At 45.8% G+C, this 18,577-nt stretch carries 13 protein-coding genes and 1 pseudogene; 6 read left to right on the top strand and 8 right to left on the bottom strand.

What is annotated here, in order from left to right:
• Positions 1-127: 127 nt before the first annotated feature.
• From NDI35_RS12790 to NDI35_RS12775, 4 genes are read left to right on the top strand one after another with little or no spacing between them, the layout of a single operon-like run.
• Positions 128-358: a hypothetical protein gene (locus NDI35_RS12790; RefSeq protein WP_333294936.1), complete on the top strand. Its 231-nt coding sequence runs from the start codon at positions 128-130 to the stop codon at positions 356-358.
• Positions 355-642, top strand: a complete 288-nt coding sequence (locus tag NDI35_RS12785) for a monovalent cation/H(+) antiporter subunit G (RefSeq protein ID WP_445313062.1) — start codon at positions 355-357, stop codon at positions 640-642. Before NDI35_RS12790 ends, NDI35_RS12785 begins: the two co-directional genes overlap by 4 nt.
• A complete protein-coding gene (locus NDI35_RS12780) occupies positions 632-1,219 on the top strand; it encodes a DUF4040 domain-containing protein (RefSeq protein ID WP_445313061.1) in 588 nt (195 codons plus the stop codon). The genes NDI35_RS12785 and NDI35_RS12780 overlap by 11 nt, the downstream gene beginning before the upstream one ends.
• The gene (locus NDI35_RS12775; protein ID WP_445313060.1) at positions 1,219-1,884 is read left to right on the top strand and encodes a Na(+)/H(+) antiporter subunit B; all 666 of its coding nucleotides are present in this window, start codon (positions 1,219-1,221) and stop codon (positions 1,882-1,884) included. Before NDI35_RS12780 ends, NDI35_RS12775 begins: the two co-directional genes overlap by 1 nt.
• Before the next feature lie 248 nt (positions 1,885-2,132).
• Here NDI35_RS12775 and NDI35_RS12770 read toward each other — a convergent pair.
• The 3 genes and pseudogenes from NDI35_RS12770 to holA all read right to left on the bottom strand — a co-directional run bounded on the left by NDI35_RS12770 (position 2,133) and on the right by holA (position 5,287).
• Positions 2,133-2,866: pseudogene (locus NDI35_RS12770) on the bottom strand (IS1 family transposase).
• Between the two features lie 224 nt (positions 2,867-3,090).
• Entirely contained in the window at positions 3,091-4,080 is a 990-nt protein-coding gene (locus NDI35_RS12765) for a hypothetical protein (protein ID WP_445313059.1), read from the bottom strand.
• Positions 4,081-4,309: 229 nt separating this feature from the next.
• Positions 4,310-5,287: a DNA polymerase III subunit delta gene (holA, locus tag NDI35_RS12760; protein ID WP_445313058.1), complete on the bottom strand. Its 978-nt coding sequence runs from the start codon at positions 5,285-5,287 to the stop codon at positions 4,310-4,312.
• Positions 5,288-5,462: 175 nt separating this feature from the next.
• On the opposite strand from holA, the gene NDI35_RS12755 reads away from it, so the two are divergent.
• Together NDI35_RS12755 and cbiE are read left to right on the top strand one after the other, a co-directional pair.
• The gene (locus NDI35_RS12755) at positions 5,463-6,203 is read left to right on the top strand and encodes a DUF1868 domain-containing protein (RefSeq protein WP_445313116.1); all 741 of its coding nucleotides are present in this window, start codon (positions 5,463-5,465) and stop codon (positions 6,201-6,203) included.
• Positions 6,204-6,467: 264 nt separating this feature from the next.
• Positions 6,468-7,772, top strand: a complete 1,305-nt coding sequence (gene cbiE / locus NDI35_RS12750) for a precorrin-6y C5,15-methyltransferase (decarboxylating) subunit CbiE (protein ID WP_445313057.1) — start codon at positions 6,468-6,470, stop codon at positions 7,770-7,772.
• A gap of 31 nt (positions 7,773-7,803) precedes the next feature.
• Here cbiE and NDI35_RS12745 read toward each other — a convergent pair whose 3' ends face one another.
• From NDI35_RS12745 to NDI35_RS12725, 5 genes are all read right to left on the bottom strand, one after another.
• Positions 7,804-8,688: a CPBP family glutamic-type intramembrane protease gene (locus NDI35_RS12745; RefSeq protein WP_445313056.1), complete on the bottom strand. Its 885-nt coding sequence runs from the start codon at positions 8,686-8,688 to the stop codon at positions 7,804-7,806.
• Positions 8,689-8,766: 78 nt separating this feature from the next.
• Positions 8,767-9,807 (bottom strand): UDP-3-O-(3-hydroxymyristoyl)glucosamine N-acyltransferase, encoded by a 1,041-nt coding sequence (lpxD, locus tag NDI35_RS12740; protein ID WP_445313055.1) that lies wholly within the window; start codon positions 9,805-9,807, stop codon positions 8,767-8,769.
• A gap of 143 nt (positions 9,808-9,950) precedes the next feature.
• Positions 9,951-10,268: a YkvA family protein gene (locus tag NDI35_RS12735; protein ID WP_006634099.1), complete on the bottom strand. Its 318-nt coding sequence runs from the start codon at positions 10,266-10,268 to the stop codon at positions 9,951-9,953.
• Positions 10,269-10,678: 410 nt separating this feature from the next.
• Positions 10,679-11,998, bottom strand: coding sequence for an SPFH domain-containing protein (locus NDI35_RS12730; protein WP_445313054.1), 1,320 nt, complete (start codon positions 11,996-11,998; stop codon positions 10,679-10,681).
• 549 nt (positions 11,999-12,547) lie between these two features.
• Positions 12,548-18,019 (bottom strand): trifunctional serine/threonine-protein kinase/ATP-binding protein/sensor histidine kinase, encoded by a 5,472-nt coding sequence (locus NDI35_RS12725; protein ID WP_445313053.1) that lies wholly within the window; start codon positions 18,017-18,019, stop codon positions 12,548-12,550.
• Positions 18,020-18,577: the final 558 nt, after the last annotated feature.

Genomic DNA, 18,577 nt, shown 5'->3' with positions numbered 1-18,577 from the left:
TAATCGCAGATGACGATATTGACGCAGAGTCAGAGAAGAGAGAAAGGAATAATTTCGATTGAGATAAGTAAGAAAAAATCAGGAGATCACATAATTGAACAACTTAAACAACTTAATCCTAATTGCCATGATTTTGGCTCTGCTCATACCCATGTACGAGGTATGGAAAGATCATGATATCTGGCAGACAATGTTGGCGTTTGCCAGTATTTCGACGAAGACGGCAATCATCGCTCTTGTCATATCAGTCTGGCGCGATGATTGGATGATCGGTGTGGTGGCGGCGATTATCCTCAGTGTGGGTAATGCTGGATTGATGTTGTTGGCACATATAATCAAACGTATCAGTGAAGCATGATCGTAATAGATGTATTGAGCTATACCTGCATCGGTATAGGGATTTTTTTCTGGTTTTGGGGTACTTCTTACCTACTTGGGAAGCGATCGGTTTTGTATAAACTGCACAGTCTTTCGGTAGCAGATACGCTTGGTTCAATGTTGATCGTCGTCGGATTGCTGCTGAAAATACCCAGTAAATGGCCCCTGCTGATTCTGGCGCTCATTTGCTTAGCAATCTGGAACACAATGCTGGGATATGTGTTGGCCTATTGTTCCAAAACAGGGAGTAACTATGAACGATAATAGCTACATTTATGTCCTCGTCGCTCTGCTACCCTTAGCTGCTTGTATGGTGGTATTTCAGGTCAATCCATACCACGCATTGGTACTGCGGGGGGTATTGGGAGCGATCGCCGCCTTGGTATACGCGATTTTAGGCGCGGCGGATGTGGCATTGACCGAAGCCTTGATGGGCACCCTGCTGGCGATTACACTTTATGCAGTGACGGTGCGTTCATCCCTCGTGCTGCGTCTGGGTGTAATCGAAGAGGGGACAGAGGGCGATGCTATACCAAACGACAAAACCGCAGGTCATTTTAAGCAACTGATAGATGACATCCGCACAGTTTTTCAGAAACGCCATATGCGCCTGGAACTCGTTCCCTATGCGACTACACAGGCATTGCAGCGGGCGCTGAGGGAAAAAGAAGTTCATGCAGCTTGTGCGCCACAAAGCCAATTGGAACACAGCGGCGAAGCGCAACTTTATAACACCGCAATCAGAGTTCGGCGTGTCTACGACATCATGCAAACCGAACTTTCATCACCGGGGACAATCCTAACCTATGTAAATACACCAGACGCAGAGGACAAGCATTGATGAAGTGGGTTTACTTTTTATCAGGTATAGCGCTGTTTGTCAAAATGCTGCTAATCGCCAATCCAACAATGGACTTATCGCAGCAAAGTTCGATCGTCGAATTGGTTGTTCAAGATAGTGGAGTACCCAATGCGGTTTCGGGTATCATTTTGCGAAATCGGCTGTACGACACGATCTTTGAAGTCGTGGTATTTACGATCGCCATCTTGGGTGCAAGTTTTATGCTAGCCAATGAAAGGCCGTCCTGCGCCATATATCAGTTTACCGATCAACCATCGATTCTTTTGGCGCGATTGGGAGCGACGATTGCGGCGTTGGTGGGTATCGAACTAGCAATTCGCGGGCATTTAAGTCCAGGGGGTGGTTTTGCCGCGGGTGTAGCGGGGGGAACTGCGATCGGCTTGGTGGCGATTACCTCATCACCGCAGTGGATGCAAGAAATCTACCAGCGCTGGCACGCCGCGACTTTGGAGAAGGTTTCGGTACTTGTTTTCATTGTATTGTCCGTTATCACTCTGTCAGGATATGAGTTACCGCACGGAGAGTTAGGCACACTTTTTAGCGGTGGCATTCTCCCCTTGCTCAATATCCTGGTTGCAGTCAAAGTCGCATTAGGATCGTGGGCGGTGCTGTTGGTGTTTATTCGCTATCGCGGATTGCTATGATAAATGTTCCGATCTCAAATCCATTGACATCGAAATTATTCATCTCTCTCCTTCTCTGACTCTGTGTCCTCTGTGTTCTCTGCGGTTTAATCATTCAGCAAGAACCGTAAACGATATTTTACGTTTATAAGGCTTACGAACGAGTAGTCAGAAACCGGGTTTTTTTGCTGAAAAGGCGCGTTACACCCCCAGAAACGGTCAAAAACCCGGTTTCTTTGCTTTTGGTAAGTAATTCCGATTTTGCTGAATCAAGGTATGATAAACTTATAATGCGATCGCCGACACAGAGAATGATTTCTTTGATTTTGATACGGAATGGGAACATCTGCAAATTTTAGATAGTGAATTAGTAATGGAATTGAATACCTTAGCATTTGTTCCGATTTAAAATAACAAATAGTTTTTCATTTTATGCGTCCTAAAGAGTGCATTAATCTTGTATTTTTACCCTCCACTATTATCATATAATTTTTGCTAATAATCAGACATCCATCGGGAATAAACTGCGGGTAAACTTTTTACCATCTGTCATCTAAAAATTGCCTTTCCATGTATTAACAATCCCCCATAGTAGTTCAAAGGTTTTTGCACGATCGGTCGCCGAAAACCCATCTTAGAATACCTGGTTTAAAATGACCTACTGATGCCCATAACCAGGTGCAAGCAAGTTTTTTTTTGAGCCAACAAATGTTTCTAATTTATCTAATTTTCCCACTTCGGGAGGTGTTTCTGCGTCATAAAAATTTGTTCAGAGTTTTTCTACTTGTTTGACCAAATTAATGATGGTCGTATGATGGACATTTTTGACTCTCTCAATTGCTCGAAAACCCATACCGTTGACATACATTTTGAGACATTCAAGTTTGACCTCTGAAGAGTAACCTTTATGAGGTTGATAGCAATTTATAAATAGTCTGCCACAACCGACACAAATATAATTCTGTTTATCTTTTTTCTGACCATTTTTAAGCTGTTGCGGCATTTAAATTATCTGTTAAAAAACAATCAAACAATGAGTGCGTAGGCATCCCGCCCGCCCAGAATATGCAATTTAAATACGCGACAGCTTAAATGAAATTTTAATAAAATTGAAAAAAGTCAACAGTAAAAAAGCTTTCAGTAAAAAAACTTGTTTTTACTGAAAGCTTTTGAATTTTAACTTTTAGCACATCGAGTATTCAACTCAAAACTCAAAACTCAAAACTCTTAAGGCGCTGCTGCCGCCCTGCGGTTGGCAACAATCAGATTAGCCTGATACTCTGCCGCTTTTTGCTGAGCCTTTTGATAGTTCGGGCTGGTTGACGGTACGGCTCTCATGAGCTTAACCGCTTGCTGCCACTCGCTTGCTACTGCGATCCACTCATTTTGAGACTGAGCCGTCTGGGCCGAAATTGCTGCCTTCTGAGCTGTGTTAACGGCTTCCCTCCAAGAGTCAGGCTTAGGCGCGGCGGCTTTTGGTGCAGGAGAAGCTGGACCTGGGCTTGCTGGCGCAGCAGCAGTGGGAGCGGGTTTTGGTGCAGGGGAGGCTGCCTGTGGGGTGGCTGGAGATGCGGCTGGAGAGGATGCAGCGGCTTTGGAAGGGGGAGATGAGGGTTGGGGGGAGGGGGAAGCAGCTTCGGGGGCTATCGGTTCTGGGTTAGAGTCGCCGAAGGGGAAAGTGTTAGTAAAGAAAAGCCCTGCGATCGCCGCCAGAGGTACTAAGATACCCACAGGTATTACCCATTTGGGAAATTGTTTTTTCGGAGGCGGGGCTTGATCTTCGTCTTCGTCTTCGTCTTCCTCGTCGTCATCTCGATCGAATTCTCCTTCTTGATAATAGTCTCCGCCTTCGGGCTCGACATCATCTAAACCTACAGAGTCGTCAGGCATTCCACTATCCAAGGGGTAAGGCATGGGATCGGCTGGCATCAGATCAATTTCATCTTCCCACGCAGGCTCACCGTCACCTGTTCGACGCCCGTAAACCTTTACAGTATGAATTGATTCGAGTCCCAGCTTCGTCATGCCGGTGCGGATGAAATCGACCAATACCATTTGATCCGGTACTTTGTCTGCCTCCAGAATTATGTGGAGGCAGCCGTTGTCCCGCGTCACATCGGCGTTGATGCCTTTGGGTTTGAGTGTACGGTTGATGCTAGATGCGATCGCGTTTGGATCGCCTTGCTTGAGCAGTTCCCGCGGGTTCTGTTGTGTCATGGGTAGCGCTCTTTTTTTGGGGGGGGTGGAGAGCCGGCAAATAATATTAACCGATCGGCATTCGGCGGACAATATTTATTTACCACATTAACTTCTACTTTGGCATTCTGAGAGTATTTCTAGTATCTATTGACCTTTTGGGCCGCGAGTGGGCATCAAGCACATAGCCACTATCGAAATTTGTTGTAAAAATTTACAGTAAAGGGCCGCTCCTGTGCTCTGTCGCGCATCAGCGAAACAAGCTAGAAAGTTCTATAACTTTGGTTTGCAGGGTTGAGTTTTCTTCCCGGCCCCGTTTTAAAGAAGCTTCTAACTCTAGGAGCAAAGGCAAACTTTTTTGCAGTTTTTCTAAGCTGGCGTTCTTGACTTCTTGCCGAAAATAGTATACTCGTTTCGGATTGCCGAGATCTAGAGCTTGAGCAATTTTATCATCGCGATCGCCCGCTTGGATCATCGCCTTTACCCACAGCCAAATCCGAAACTTACCAGTCAAGCCAGCCACAATCCTCAAACCAGGCTCGCTGCGACCTGTTAAGCCTGCCAATAAATCCAAAGCGGCGGAGGTATTGCCCTCGCGAATCGCATCGGCTAGCTGGAAGGTATTTTGAGCGTGACAGTGCACCAGTGCTGCCACTTCCTCCGGGTTCAGAGGTTGGCTGCGGTTGCCCGCAAACAGTCGCAATTTTTCCAGTTCGCTGTATAGCTGTCTAGTATCGCTGCCAATGGATTCGGCCAAAAGTTCGATCGCTGTGGCTGTCAATTTTACGTTCATTTCGCCCGCGACTTGGCGCACCCGCTGGGCTAATTCTTTGTCATTCCAAGGCGGAATCGGTGAAAATTCCCGCACTTGGGCGGACTGGGAAATTAACTTGGTAGACTTGAGCCGGCTGTCGGGTTTTTTGACGGATGTCAGCAGCAGCACGGTGGTAGGGGGAATCACTGGCAGTGTTCGTTCCAATTGGGCTAACAGTTCAGGAGAGCACTGCTGCGTTACAGTCGTATTTGCCAGCCAGACAAAACGGCTGCCGGTACCGAAGGGGGGCGTTAAGGCTCGATCGAGTCCTTCGACCACAGCTCCGGCGGAATCGGCAATAATTTTGTCATAGTTAAAACTAGCCCAGTTGGGGTCGAGGACTGTTTGGCGCAAACTTGTCACAGCCTGCGCCATCGCAAAGTCGTCTTCTCCCCAAAACAGGTAAATTTGCATGAAAAACGCTCACTAGCCAAAAAAATACAGTTGCACGCGAGGCTTGTCCAACATATCCTGAATAGGGCTGTTGGAAGCCCGCGCCATAATATAAAATTTGGTGTGGGAGTATGTCACCGCGAGGAAATCAAGATTGGATGATACTTATCAAGCTTACGTAAATCGGGTGGCGCGAATGACGCTGCTGGACTCCTACAAGTCCCAGGTGGAACACATTCAGGAATCTCCAAAATTTAAGCCGGACGAAGCTGGTCACAGAGATCCTGTACCTTTTCCGGGTTATTCGGTGATTACGCCGCCTGCTGGGGAAGATGCAGAAAATGCTGCACTTTATAGTAATTTGCATTCGATCCAACAACGGCTATTGCAGGAAATAGCGGACGGTGCGATCGTTGCACTGCCTCCTGATAGCTTCCATTTAACCGTAGCCGATTTGATTTGGAACAGCGCTTTTCGAGATGCCTCTGATAAAAATCCCGAATTTGAGGAGCAACTTCGCTCGCGCATGGCTGATCGTTTTGCCGCCTGCAAACCCTTAGCGGGCGGTGCTCCCATTCGCTGGATAGTGCTGGGGTTGATGGTGATGACTAGGGCTGTGGGTGTTTGTTTGGCACCGACGGACGAAAACTCTTACAAGCAAATTCTGGAGTTTCGCCGATCGATCTATCAAAATCCCGATTTAATGGCTTTGGGAATTGAACAGCAATATCATTTTACGGCACACATTACTCTGGGTTATTTTGGGGACATCGGGCCGAACCTTGACCGCGAGCGCTTGTGCACTTTGCTGTCAGAGTTAAACGAGCAATGGTTGGACACGCCGCAAGAACTGTCCGTAAACCGAGTGGAACTACGGAAGTTTGAGGACATGGCTACCTACATCCGGCAACCCGACTGGCCTGTTTTTGAGTTTTAACGAAGGAAGAGAGAAGAAGGAAGAGGGAAGACGGAAGAGGAAAGAAGGAAGAGGATCGATGTGAAGATTTTTTCCATCTCCCACTCTCCCCATCTCCCACTCTCCCACTCTCTCGCCCCCTCTCCCCCTCTCCCCTGTGACAAGAGTCAGGATATTGCCTATTAAATGCTTTAATTATTTTTGTTTGACAGTAAAGTCAAGGAAAAAATTTATGAAAAACCAGGAAAAATCAGTAATTCTGGTTTTTTACTTTTTGCTTAAAAAGTGATAATACACGTAGTTGGTATCGGTTTAGATGGAGCTTCTGGGCTGAGCGAATCGGCGCGGCACGTTGTAGAAATGGCCGCTCTATTAGTAGGGAGCGAGCGCCATTTGAGCTATTTTCCCCAGCACGACGGAGAGCGCTGGGCGTTGGAAGATTTGACCGAAGCAATTCTGGAAATTCGGCGCTGGTGGGCGACTGAACCCGAATTATATCCCTCTGGGGAGACGGTGGAACCCCGCGATCGACAGATCGTAATTTTAGTGGCCGGTGACCCGCTGTTCTACGGCTGGGGAAAGTTGTTAATTGCCCAATTGCCGCCAGAAAAATTGACTTTTCACCCCCATGTCAGTTCTGTGCAGTTGGCTTTTAACCGCTTGCATATCCCTTGGCAAGACGCTCATTTTGTTGGCTCTCAAGGACGTTATTTTGAGGAACTGACGGCAAAACTCAAACTCGGTGTCGAGAAAATTGCGGTACTCGCCGACGAAACTCATACTCCGGCGGCCCTGGCAAATTTGGTCAAAGCTCTAGATTTGCCTACACGCTACGAGTTTTGGGTTTGCGAGAATTTGGGTGCTGCTGACGAGCGGGTGGGCCTGCGTTCTCTGTCAGCTTTGCTGGGAGAGTCTTTTGCACCGCTGAGCGTGGTTGTGATGCTGCGGGAGTCCCCGCCGGGGCCAGAACCTTTGGATTTGGAAAAGTTGCCTTTGTTGGGAATACCGGATGCAGCTTTTATCGGTTGTGGCGATAAGCCGGGTTTGACGGTTGAACGGGAAGTGCGGGTGTTGGTGCTGGCACAATTGGCTTTGCAACCGGGACAAGTTGTTTGGGATGTGGGTGCTGGTAATGGTTCTGTGTCGATCGAAATTGCTCGTTTATTCCCGCAGTCTGAGGTGTATGCGATCGAAAAAACGGTTTCTGGTACTTCTGCGATCGAGTTCAACTATGGCCGTTTTGGGCTGCAAAATGTGTTTTCGATTAACGGAACCGCCCCGGAAATCTTGCACCGCTTGCGTCCTCCGCACCGGATTTTTATTGGCGGCAGTGGCGGAGGGTTGACTAAAATTTTGGGCGTTTGCGCGCTGCGGCTGCTCCCTGGAGGCTCGATCGTGCTGGCTTTGGATGCTTTTGAGGATATTGCTACTGTTTTGAGCTGGATGGGCGATCGGGTGCGCCGGGAACCGCACTGGAGTTACCGAATCGTGCAAGTGCAGTTATCGCGTTCTGTGGCTGGGGGGAATTCAACTCGTTTTGATGCGTTGCGGCCAGTTTCGATTGTGACGATCGATCGACACTTGAATTAATGTCGGAATTTTTACCGCTGATTTAAGCTGATTAGCGCTGATTAACGCTGATTTGAGTCAGGAAGAGTAAGGTTGCGGTTGCTAGTAGTAATAAAATGCCGACTGCACCTGCTAGCGGTTTCGCTGCTATTCCTGTAATCCATTCGGGTGCGCGGCCTGTCGGATTAATTGCGCCTTCTGTATCTACGGTAGTTATACCCCAAATCCAAGCTGCGTGAATGCCGATCGCCAATCCTAAACTGCCATTGTCGGCGATGCGGGCTAATGTTAAAACCATCCCCATCAGCCACAATCCTGGCAGTTGCGGTAGAGTTTCTTTTGCGGCCCAAATTAGGTGGGCGATCGCGAAAATGAAACTGGCGATCGCTGCTGCGATTAGCATTGAGTAATCTTGCTGGAGGATTGTTTGCAAGCAGCCGCGAAAGATTAACTCTTCTGTGGCGCTTATCCACAGTCCTAATAACAGAGTCAGCAGACTAGCAGGGTTAACGATTAAAGTCCAAAATTTAATTTTTTTTTCGCCTGTTTCGGTGGAAGTCTCGCTTTTTTTTAGATCGATCCAGCCTGCGGTTAATTGCAGACCGAATAAAATTACTAAGCTGATTATTCCTAATCCTAATCCCCGCAGTAATGACATCACAACTGCGGGTTGCCACTCCCAACCCCAATTGGCAAAAGATGTGTTTTCGATCCAACTTGTCGCCCATAAAATGAAGGGGACAATCACGTAGAGAGAAGCTAGTAAGGGTAGTTTTTTGTTTCCCAGGGGTTGGGGTGGATGCCATTTGAGGGCGATCGCCAGCACAATCGCTGCGGGAAGCCACACAACAATCCAAGTTGAAAAAAACAAGATTATTTTGACAATTGCTGGTATTGACGGCGACAGCAGTCGCAAGTTGTTTATGCTATTCCACATTTAAGGGGTTGCAACTATAATACTGTTGACTGTTGGCTGTTGGCTGTTGACTGTTAATTCTTAACTAATAACTAATGACTACCGATCGAGCTTGCGCTGAATTTGCCTCAAAGACTGGTACATTTCCGGCAAGCGGTTGTAGACGGCTGCGGCTTTGAGAAATAGTTTGTGGGGAATTGCTGGAACGCCCGTCACGATCGCACCTGCGGCCACGTCGCTGTGAATTCCGGCTTTAGCAGTGGCGATCGCCCCATCTCCGATTTTGGCTTGATTAGCAATTCCTACTTGACCTGCCAAAATTACATTGTTGCCAATTTTTACTCCCCCAGCCATGCCGACTTGAGCAGCAAACGCACAATTTTTTCCTACTTGACAGCCATGACCTACGTGTACTAAATTGTCGATTTTTGTATTCTGGCCGATGCGGGTTTCTCCGACAGCGGGCCTGTCGATCGTGCTGTTGCAGCCAACCTCAACGCCCTCTTCTAATACAGTGCAGCCAGACTGCTCCATTTTCACCCATCCTGTGGCTGTCGGCACGAACCCAAAACCTTCGCTGCCGATCGCCGCACCGCTGTGAATCACGCAATTTGCCCCGATGCGAGTACGTTCGTGAATGACACAATTAGCGTGTAAAACAGTGCCTTCGCCTATTTCCGCATCTGGGTAAATTACGACATTTGGATGAATGCAAACGTTGCTGCCAATTTTGACTTTTGCTTGGATAACGACGTTGGGGCCGATATAGACATTTTCACCAATTTCTGCTGAGGGGTGAACGACGGCTGAGGGATGAATTTCGGATGCTGGGCGAAACGGTTGATAGAAAATGGCGATCGTTTCAGCAAACAGCAATCGCGGATCTGCAGCAGCAATCCAAGCAATGTTGCGATCGTCACATTGAGCTTGGAGGCTTTCATCTAAGGGTAAAATTAAAGCCGAAGCATTTGTAGTGGCTGTATGAACGGCAAATTTAGCACCTTCTATATAACTGATAGTACCGGGTGCAGCTTCATCAACAGGGGCCGCGCCTGTAATTTCCGGATCGGTAGCAACCGACGCTGTGAGCGTGCGACTGGTGGCTGAGTTAAGTTTTTGTACTATTTCGCTAAACTTCATCTATAAAAATTTGTTGTTAGCACAGATGGATCATAGTTAAAATTACCAGCTTTGGAGCACGATCTGAGCAGTTGGCATTTAAAAAACAAAAACCCCGATTTCTTGAAGAAGTCGGGGTTGTAGCGCTCGATTATTTTTGGCAATTATTTTACAGAAACTGCATCTACGTCAACGGTGCTGCCTTGGGCTTCAGAATAATGGGCACCGGTGGCTTCGGATGCTGATGCTGTCTCTGTTTGGCGGGATTTAAAGTAGTCGATCGCCATTTGCGAAACTTCGGAAATCAGCAAGACTGCGATCGCCACATCGTCAATTTGTCCGACGACGGGGAGAAAGTCTGGGGCAATGTCGATCGGGCTTACCAAATATGCCAGCGTTCCCAGAATAATCCACCAGCGGTATTTGGGGTTGCGGAGGGTTTCGCGGTACCAGTTGTAAACAGATTGTATAGAAAAGTTCATGGGGTTGTCCTCTACTTATATTTTCAATCTTGACAAATTGTCGCTCGAAATGCTTGTGGAGATATCCCCCCTAGGGTTGGCAAGAGACTTCTACCTGAGAGTATAGGGAATTGGGGAGGGAGAAGTTGTCAAGCTGTGTCGGAAGGGCGGGGACTCGTGACAACGCCCCTACAGAAACCTGACAGATGAAAGCCGATGGAATTTATCTGTGTTTATCTGCGTTTATCTGTTTTTATCTGCGGTCAAATAAAGATTCCGCTTGTTGACGGTAGATTCGGTATTTTTTACTTGTATATAACTACTTAAATTGGGATTTTTTAACCGCAGATGTCAGCAGATAAACCCAGATGAACGCTGATGGGATTTATCTGTGTTTATCTGCTGTTTAAAAACATCTTCATCTCTCTCACTCACGAATTTTGAAAGATCCATTTTTGGTCGCCGATCGCAATTTCGCAGCCATTTGGCAGCCAAAAAGGCTCGTTAGCAGCCAGCCTCTGCCCACCCACAAAAGTGCCGTTGGAACTGCCGCTATCGACAAGCTGATACCGCTGTTTGCCAAGTTCGTCAGTGGCCCGGCGGATTTGAGCGTGGTAGCGCGAACTTTGCGGATCTTGTAATACTAAAGTGTTGGTTGGTTCGCGTCCAATTGTAAAGGGATTGGCTGTTAGGGCGATCGCCTCTCCAGAAAGTTTGTAGATTAAATATGCGGTTGTTTTGCGATCGCTGCTTGCGAGTACCGTTGGTGCAAGTTGGGGAGGATTTCTCCCAGGAGGGAGACTGTTTTGAGCAAGTTGTTCTGTCAGTTGTTGTAAATCTCGATCGAACGCTGCTGCTGTGTCAGAAGCTGGAAGACCCGCAGGAGAATTACCTGAAATTAAGTTTAACTGCTGTACGGGAGATTGAGGAACAATCGGACGGCCTGCTTCGGCAATTCTCATTTGCAGGGCGGCGGCATTTTCTGCTTCCTGTCGAGCACTCATTCCCTCAACTTGGCGAATAACTCCGTTGGTTTCGGGAAAGCTGACATCGCCAATTCGCACGTCTTCTAAGTTAAAACCTAGGGTATAAAAATCTTGGACGCGATCGAGCAAATTTTGGCGCAGCAAGAGCCGTCCTTGACTGATAAGCTGTTGTAGGGGTATTTGCCCGATCGCTAATCCCATACAATCCTTAACTGCACTTGCTAAAACAGCTATAGGATCGGACAATTCCAAAGCTACTCGTTTCGGATCTATAACTTGATAAATAACAGTCAGAGTAGCATCAATTAAAAACCGATCCTTAGACAAAAAATCTCCGTGCGACTGTACATCCAAATTGCGGAGTTTGGTGTCTACGAGGACAATTTGAGACTGTTCCAGCAGGGGAAGGGCAAAGCTGAAATGCCGCCCGGATTTTAGGGTACGCACGGCGCGGCCGTTTTTGACCAACAGCCCCGTGTAACCGGCCCCTATAAAGTCCATACTAAACCCGGCCCAGCGTTCTGGAGTTATCGTTTGAATCAGGGGAGAAGCGTTGTTCATGGGAGGGAGTTGAGGGAGGGGAGATTCTATTTTTAGGGTAACAAATTGCTGGGGGCGAGCGATCGGGCGGTGTGCCGGTTCCGCAACCTCTATTCTATACTTCTGGACTCCCCGCGATTCAGCGCGGACTGGATCTAGTTTGCACCCCAGCAATCCACCTTCTGTTTGTACTGCATTCCCACTTTTGCCATCACCCGCCGCCAAGCAATATTTTCACTCACATAAAGTTCAATATTGCGATTCAGTTTGAGAGATAAAATGTATAGAATACCAAGAATTGAAGTAGAGGGGTACTCGCTTCTAGTTACATTTGAAAAACAATATTTATTCTACTTGTCAAGACTCTTTAACTAAATTGAGATACCTCAGCCTCACCATCTCCACTAGACTGATATTTACCACTATAGCAATCCTCAATAATTTTCTATGTATAAGTGTACTGATGAATTTTGGGGAAATCAAATTTATGTTTCTTAGTGACAAACTCGTCCTTGCTCGAATGGATAAGGTTTGGCTAATTACACCAGGCATAAAGTCGAACTCATGGACTGGCTAATTTCATAAAGTCCTTTTTTTGTCAACTCCTAATACTGAACCGACGCCCTAGTCCATAGGTCGCTAGTTCCTAGCAAGAGAACCCTTAGTCTTTTGCTCGTTCCCCGTTCTCCATTCCCTCTTTCTTCTAATAAGGGGGCTGGTAATTGCAAGGCGGCGCTAATTGCGCTAATTACGCTAAAGCCTACTACGAACTGCTCACGCCGGAATAGAAATCACAAACTCCGAGCCCTGACCGAGGGAAGAATTTACGACTAATGTACCTCCATGTTTTTGCACAACAATTTGGTGGGCTATAGACAATCCTAATCCTGTACCTTGACCCACAGACTTGGTTGTAAATAAGTGGTTAAAAATATTTTCCTTGACTTCGGCTGACATCCCCACTCCATTATCCTTAATGCGAATCAGAACCTGATTGTTGTCCTCGCTCAGAGCAGTTTGAACCGTGATTTGATTAGGTAAGGCTTTAATTTCACTAAAACTGCGTTCCTTATTTGACTCCTCCAGAGCGTCAATGGCATTAGCCAGCACATTCATAAATACCTGGTTCAACTGTCCGGGAAAGCATTTTACTAGGGGCAAGTTACCATACTCTTTTACAACTGCAATGGCAGGGCGGAACTCGCTGGCTTTTAAACGGTGCTTGAGAATTAGCAGAGTGCTTTCAAGTCCATCATGAATATTGAAAGAAACGGGTCGATCGCTATCTGCCCTGGAAAACGTTCTCAAACTCGTACTGATATTGCGAATGCGCTCGACTCCTTCCTTCATTGAGCCAATCAATTTGGGCAAATCTTCTCGCAAATACTCCAAGTCCATATCCTCAATTTCTGCTTCAATTTCCCCTCCCGGATTGGGAAATTTTTCTTGATACAAATCAATCAAATTGAATAAATCACCCACGTATTCTTGAGCAGGTTGCAAGTTGCCGGCGATAAACCCTACGGGATTGTTAATTTCGTGGGCTACACCTGCGACTAAATTTCCCAGAGCAGACATTTTCTCACCCTGTACCAATTGCAACTGCATCTGTTTGAGATCGTGGATAGACTGCTCTAGTTTTTGGGCATATTCCTGGGATTGCTGATAAAGTCGGGCGTTCTGTAAGGAAATTGCTGCTTGCGAGCACAGGATATTGAGGATGGCGACGCGATCGCGCGTAAACGCCCCCGTTGTGAGATTATTCTCTAGATACAGAATCCCCATTACTTTGCCTTGATGGAGAATGGGAGTGCATAAAACGCTCTTGGGTTGGTGCTCAATGATGTAAGGATCTGCCGCGAAGGTGGTTTGAGTGCTGGCACGATCGAATACCAGGATTTCTTTTGTACGTTTAACGTAGTTAATTATACTCATAGGAATTGCTTCGCTTTCTTCAACTAGAAGTGATTCCAAGTGACAATCTTGGCGATTTGTACAGTGTACGGCAACTCTCCACTTTCGACCTTCCTCCAAAATTAATGCTCCGGTTTGTGCTCCGGCATTTTGCACTACTACTTGCATCAAAGTAGTTAGCAATTGCTCTAGTTCTATTTCACTGGAAAGAGCTTGAAAAGCTTTGATAACTGTCGGCCAATCTACTAAGCCCCAACTGCTGGTGCTACCGATAATTGTTTTATTCGTGTTAGATAGGGACGATTCACTATTGCTGGAGATGTGAATCATTTCGCTCGGATGCTGGCAAGTTCGCTCTGGTTGCAGGATAGGAGCAAGCAATTCGGGGTAGCGCTGTTCTAAATGGTCAATCTTTGCTTTGGCTCCCCAACGAGCGTAAGCATAGTAAGCATCAATTAAATAGGGTTTTGCCAGTTTTTCTTTGCCCCATTCTAAATAGAATTTGGCAGCGAGTTCGTTAGCTAGAGCTTCTTCGTTGATGTACTCGTTTTCTTTAGCGAGCGCAATAGCCTTGTCATACATCTCGACCGCTTCTATTTTTTCGCCTAAAACCCGATGCCGTTCTGCCTCTACTAGATAGAATTTATGCAGATGATTCATGGGGGCATGATGTGCCCATTTCTGCATTTTTTCTTGATTAGCTTGTACTCTGTCAAGAAGTTCCTTTGCCTCTGAAAACGGAGTATTCAAGTATACCGATAGCCACACCAGAGAATCATAGAAATAGAAGATAGCAAAAGTTATCTGTCCTGTAGCTGCACCCAAATAACTTTCTACTCGCTCGATGTTTTCCAGTGCTTCCGAGTAATGCTCAAATAAATAACAAAGTACAATCTTGTTCAAGTAGAAGTAATGAAGCGCTACTCCATTATTACTTTGCTGGTGTAGTGGCAGCATTTTATCTTCGTCGTAAACTTCACCCTTTAACTGACAGGGATTTTCCACCCGTCCCATCATGTTTAAGGCAGCTTGCCAAAATACTTCTACAAAATGAAGCGGTGTCTCTTGCTTAATTTTCAGCACTGCTTCCCAGTATGTTGCCATTTCTCGTTCCAGTTGCGTTAATGGCTTACCACTAAAATACGAGTGATTAATATATACGCTAATAGTATAGCCCGCAAATTCTAACTCTCCGGTTTCCAGGCCAATAAAGTATGCTGAAAGCAAAAGTTCTAGTGTATTCTTGAGATTTTCTTTCCAATGTTGAACGCCACCAGCAACTATGTACTGCGTCTTGGAAGCGATTGCTTTAGCATTTAACTTCGACACCAAAGATAAAGCTAATTGACCGAACTGATAGCCTGTATCTATATCTCCCATCGCACATAGCAGATAAGCATACTGAGCATAAGCTGGGGGAGATACAGAAGCATTGCCATATAAGACAGATAAATCGACCTGTTTGCAAATTACTAAAGGCACTAGAGACGGCAGCGCTATGTAGGCAGAGGAAAATAGAGTTGACAGAATCCTAATAGTTGCTAGCTGATGCGGATCTGTCATTTGAGGGAGATAGATTAAATTCTCAATTTGCTTTCCGCTCAAAATTGAAGTGGTTTGGGTCAGCGCGTGTCCGATATCAGATTGGTTTGGCGAGTTGGGAAACTCTATTCCGAGCAGCTTTAACACTTGTAGCCCCATACCTAGTGCTTCTTGTAGCTTATTCTGCCCCATATAAGCTTGCATTTGCACTTCGTACACCCTCACTTTGTCCAGCAGCGATATAGCTTTTTGCAACACTCTTATAGCTAATATCTCCATTTCTTCAAAATCGCCGTTCAGATAAGCCACTTCTGCTGCTTCCTCATGCAGCGTCAAAGTTAGTTTATACTGACTCTCCCAGCTATTTGCTGTCAGTAATTCCCTTGCGGAGTTCAAATATTCAACCGCAGCAGAATAGGCTGTAGCAGCTTTGGCTTTCTTTCCAGCAACTAGATTCAATTGTGCTAATTGCTCCCGTTCTTCCTCGGCGGTAATTAGCTCCACTCCCACATTCAAGTGGTTGACAATATCAAAAATTCTTTCTTCTCGCTCGGCTTCTGGTGTATTCTGTAATAACAGTTGACCGATTTTTAAATGAGTCGATTGCTTTTGGTCTTCTGGAATGAGGGAATAGGCTGCTTGTTGAACGCGATCGTGTAAAAAATTATATTTGGGTAATTGATCCTGGGTAATTAGTAATTGGTCAGATTTCTTGACATTAGCGATTACCGATTCGCTATTTCCCTCTGCTTGATAAAACTTATAAACTTCGCTAATGGGTAAAATTAGCCCGTCTTGTAGTGCCTTCCATAAAGCCGATGCGGTTTCTTCGGGCGAATTTTCATCAACAATTGCTAACGTCGCCAAATCGAACTGATTGCCAATACAAGCAGCTAACTTTAAAACTTCCTGTGTCTGGGCTGGCAACTTTCGCAACTGAAGTGCCATAAATTCTACAACATCATCTGTTAGTGCCAAGGTTCGCACTCGGGCAATATCGCACTGCCAATACCGAGATTCAAAATTAAATTCAATTAGCCCATCTTCCTGCAAAGATTTGAGGAATTGTGTGCTGAAAAATGGATTGCCTTGGGTTTTATGATAAACGAGTTCTGTCAAAGGCTGAGCCAACGCTGTAGAACAAGCTAGAGTATCGGCAACTAAACAATTTACGTCGGCTCTATCAAGTGGTGCTAAGGTAATAGTATTCACCTTTGCGTCAGTTTTTTGAATCTCTGCTAACGTCAGCATCAATGGATGTGCTGGAAAAACTTCGTTATCCCGATAAGCTCCAATTAAAAAGAGATAGCAGTTATCAACGTCGCTCATCAGCAGTTGAATTAATTTTAACGATGCTGAGTCTGCCCATTGCAAATCGTCCAAGAAAATCACTAAAGGATGGTCTTTTGTTGTGAAGACTTGAATGAATTTTTCAAACAACAAATTGAAGCGATTTTGACCAGCACTTCCAGAAAGTTCGGGGACTGGCGCTTGCTGTCCGATAATACGTTCGAGTTCAGGAATGACTTCAACGATTACCTGAGCATTCTCGCCCAAGGCGGCCAAAATTTCCAACTTCCATTGTTCAACTCTCGCATCGGTTTCCGATAGCAGTTGTCCCATTAAATCGCGAAAAGCTTGGACAAATACTGTAAAGGGAAGAGTACGTTGAAATTGGTCAAATTTACCTTTGATAAAGTAGCCTCGCTGTCTCACAATTGGTTTGTGAACTTCGTTGACTACAGCGGTTTTACCAATACCAGAAAAACCAGAAACGAGCATCATTTCACTGCTGCCGGCACTCACGCGCTCGAAGGCGGCTAGCAGGGAGAATACTTCGCTTTCTCTACCGTATAATTTTTCTGGGATGAGGAAGCGATCGCACAAATCTCGCTTCCCTATTTTAAAGTTAGGGAGCGCCCCTGTCTCTTGCCACTGGAATAAACAAGTTTCTAAGTCGTACTTGAGTCCTAGGGCACTTTGATACCTATCTTCAGCATTCTTTGCCATCAGTTTGCTAACAATTTTAGACAGCACCAATGGAACGCTTTTGTTGAGGTGATGGACTGGGATAGGCTGCTGGGCTAAATGACAGTGTACTAACTCTATCGGATCGTCGGTTTGGAAAGGCAACTGTCTCGTCAGCAGTTCGTAGAATGTGACTCCCAGAGAGTAGAAATCTGTGCGGTAATCAATGCCTCGGTTCATTCGCCCAGTTTGTTCGGGAGATATGTAAGGTAAGGTGCCTTCAAGGAGGTTGGGATTTTGAATTTCTTGGGTTTCGCGCGGTAGCAGGGAAGCGATGCTGAAGTCAATCAGCTTCACTTCTTTGCTGGTGGGGTTAATTAGAATGTTGGCTGGTTTGAGGTCTTTATGGATGACTCGGTGGCGATACAGTCCGTCGAGCGAGTTGGCAATTTGAATGGCAATTGGGAGAAACTCGTTAATGGGCAAGCCTTCTAGGGGCTCGTTGCTCTCGGCTGCTAGACTAGCGAGGTAGCTACTTAAGGAAATTCCCCCAAAGTCTTCCATCACCAGAGCATAATGGTTATGGTAAGTCTCCAGGCTGTATGCCTTGACACTGCCGGGGATATTTAAGTTTTTAGCAATGACGTATTGGTTACGGAAGTGAAGCAGTTCGTTGAAGTTGGGAAAGTCATTTCGCAGTAGTTTGATCACTACGGGCTGCTGATCTGAAGAGCGAATGCCACGATAAACTAGAGTTCGATTTCCTGCGTATATTTGCTCGTTAATGTCATACCCTAGGAAAAGTTTTGTGATGTTAATCATATCTACGTATTCCTACTGCTTCTGTCAAACCCGAAGCTTCTTAGAGTTACTATTTACTATTTTCGCTTGCTGGGCTGTGCTATTCAGTCAAGTACATTTTTCTTAATATACTTTGTGGCTCAACTTATGAAAGTGCCAGTTTAAAACAATATTGGAAGATTTTATGTAAGAGCTGTTTATACTTGAGTTAAGACTCAGTAGAAAATAAAGCAGGCTAATGCTGATTGAACGACAGCAGTTGATAGAAGAGGAATTTAATAGGCTAATCAGGTACTTAAGAGTATTTTTGAAACCGATGCTTAAATGCGATCGCCTATAAAATGTAATGTCTAGTTTACATCATAATTTAATGTCATCTGTACAATTCGGGCCGATCAGGATTTAAAGCCGGAAGCAGAGGAAATCGAGTTTCGGCGCCAGATTGCCGATCACTTGGGAGTCGCCCGATCGCAAGCTGAATTATGTGCCCAGATGCCATAACAAGTTGCCCCCCTCTCAAAAGTGAATCAGGTATTAAATGCCAAAGTTCAGAAGCGGACAATGAAACTAGCCCAAGTC

The organism is Microcoleus vaginatus FACHB-2002, assembly GCF_040004035.1.
GTDB lineage: Bacteria > Cyanobacteriota > Cyanobacteriia > Cyanobacteriales > Microcoleaceae > Microcoleus > Microcoleus vaginatus_C.
The sequence above is the reverse complement of the archived record's forward strand: the minus strand, read 5'-3'. Positions and strand labels throughout refer to the sequence as shown.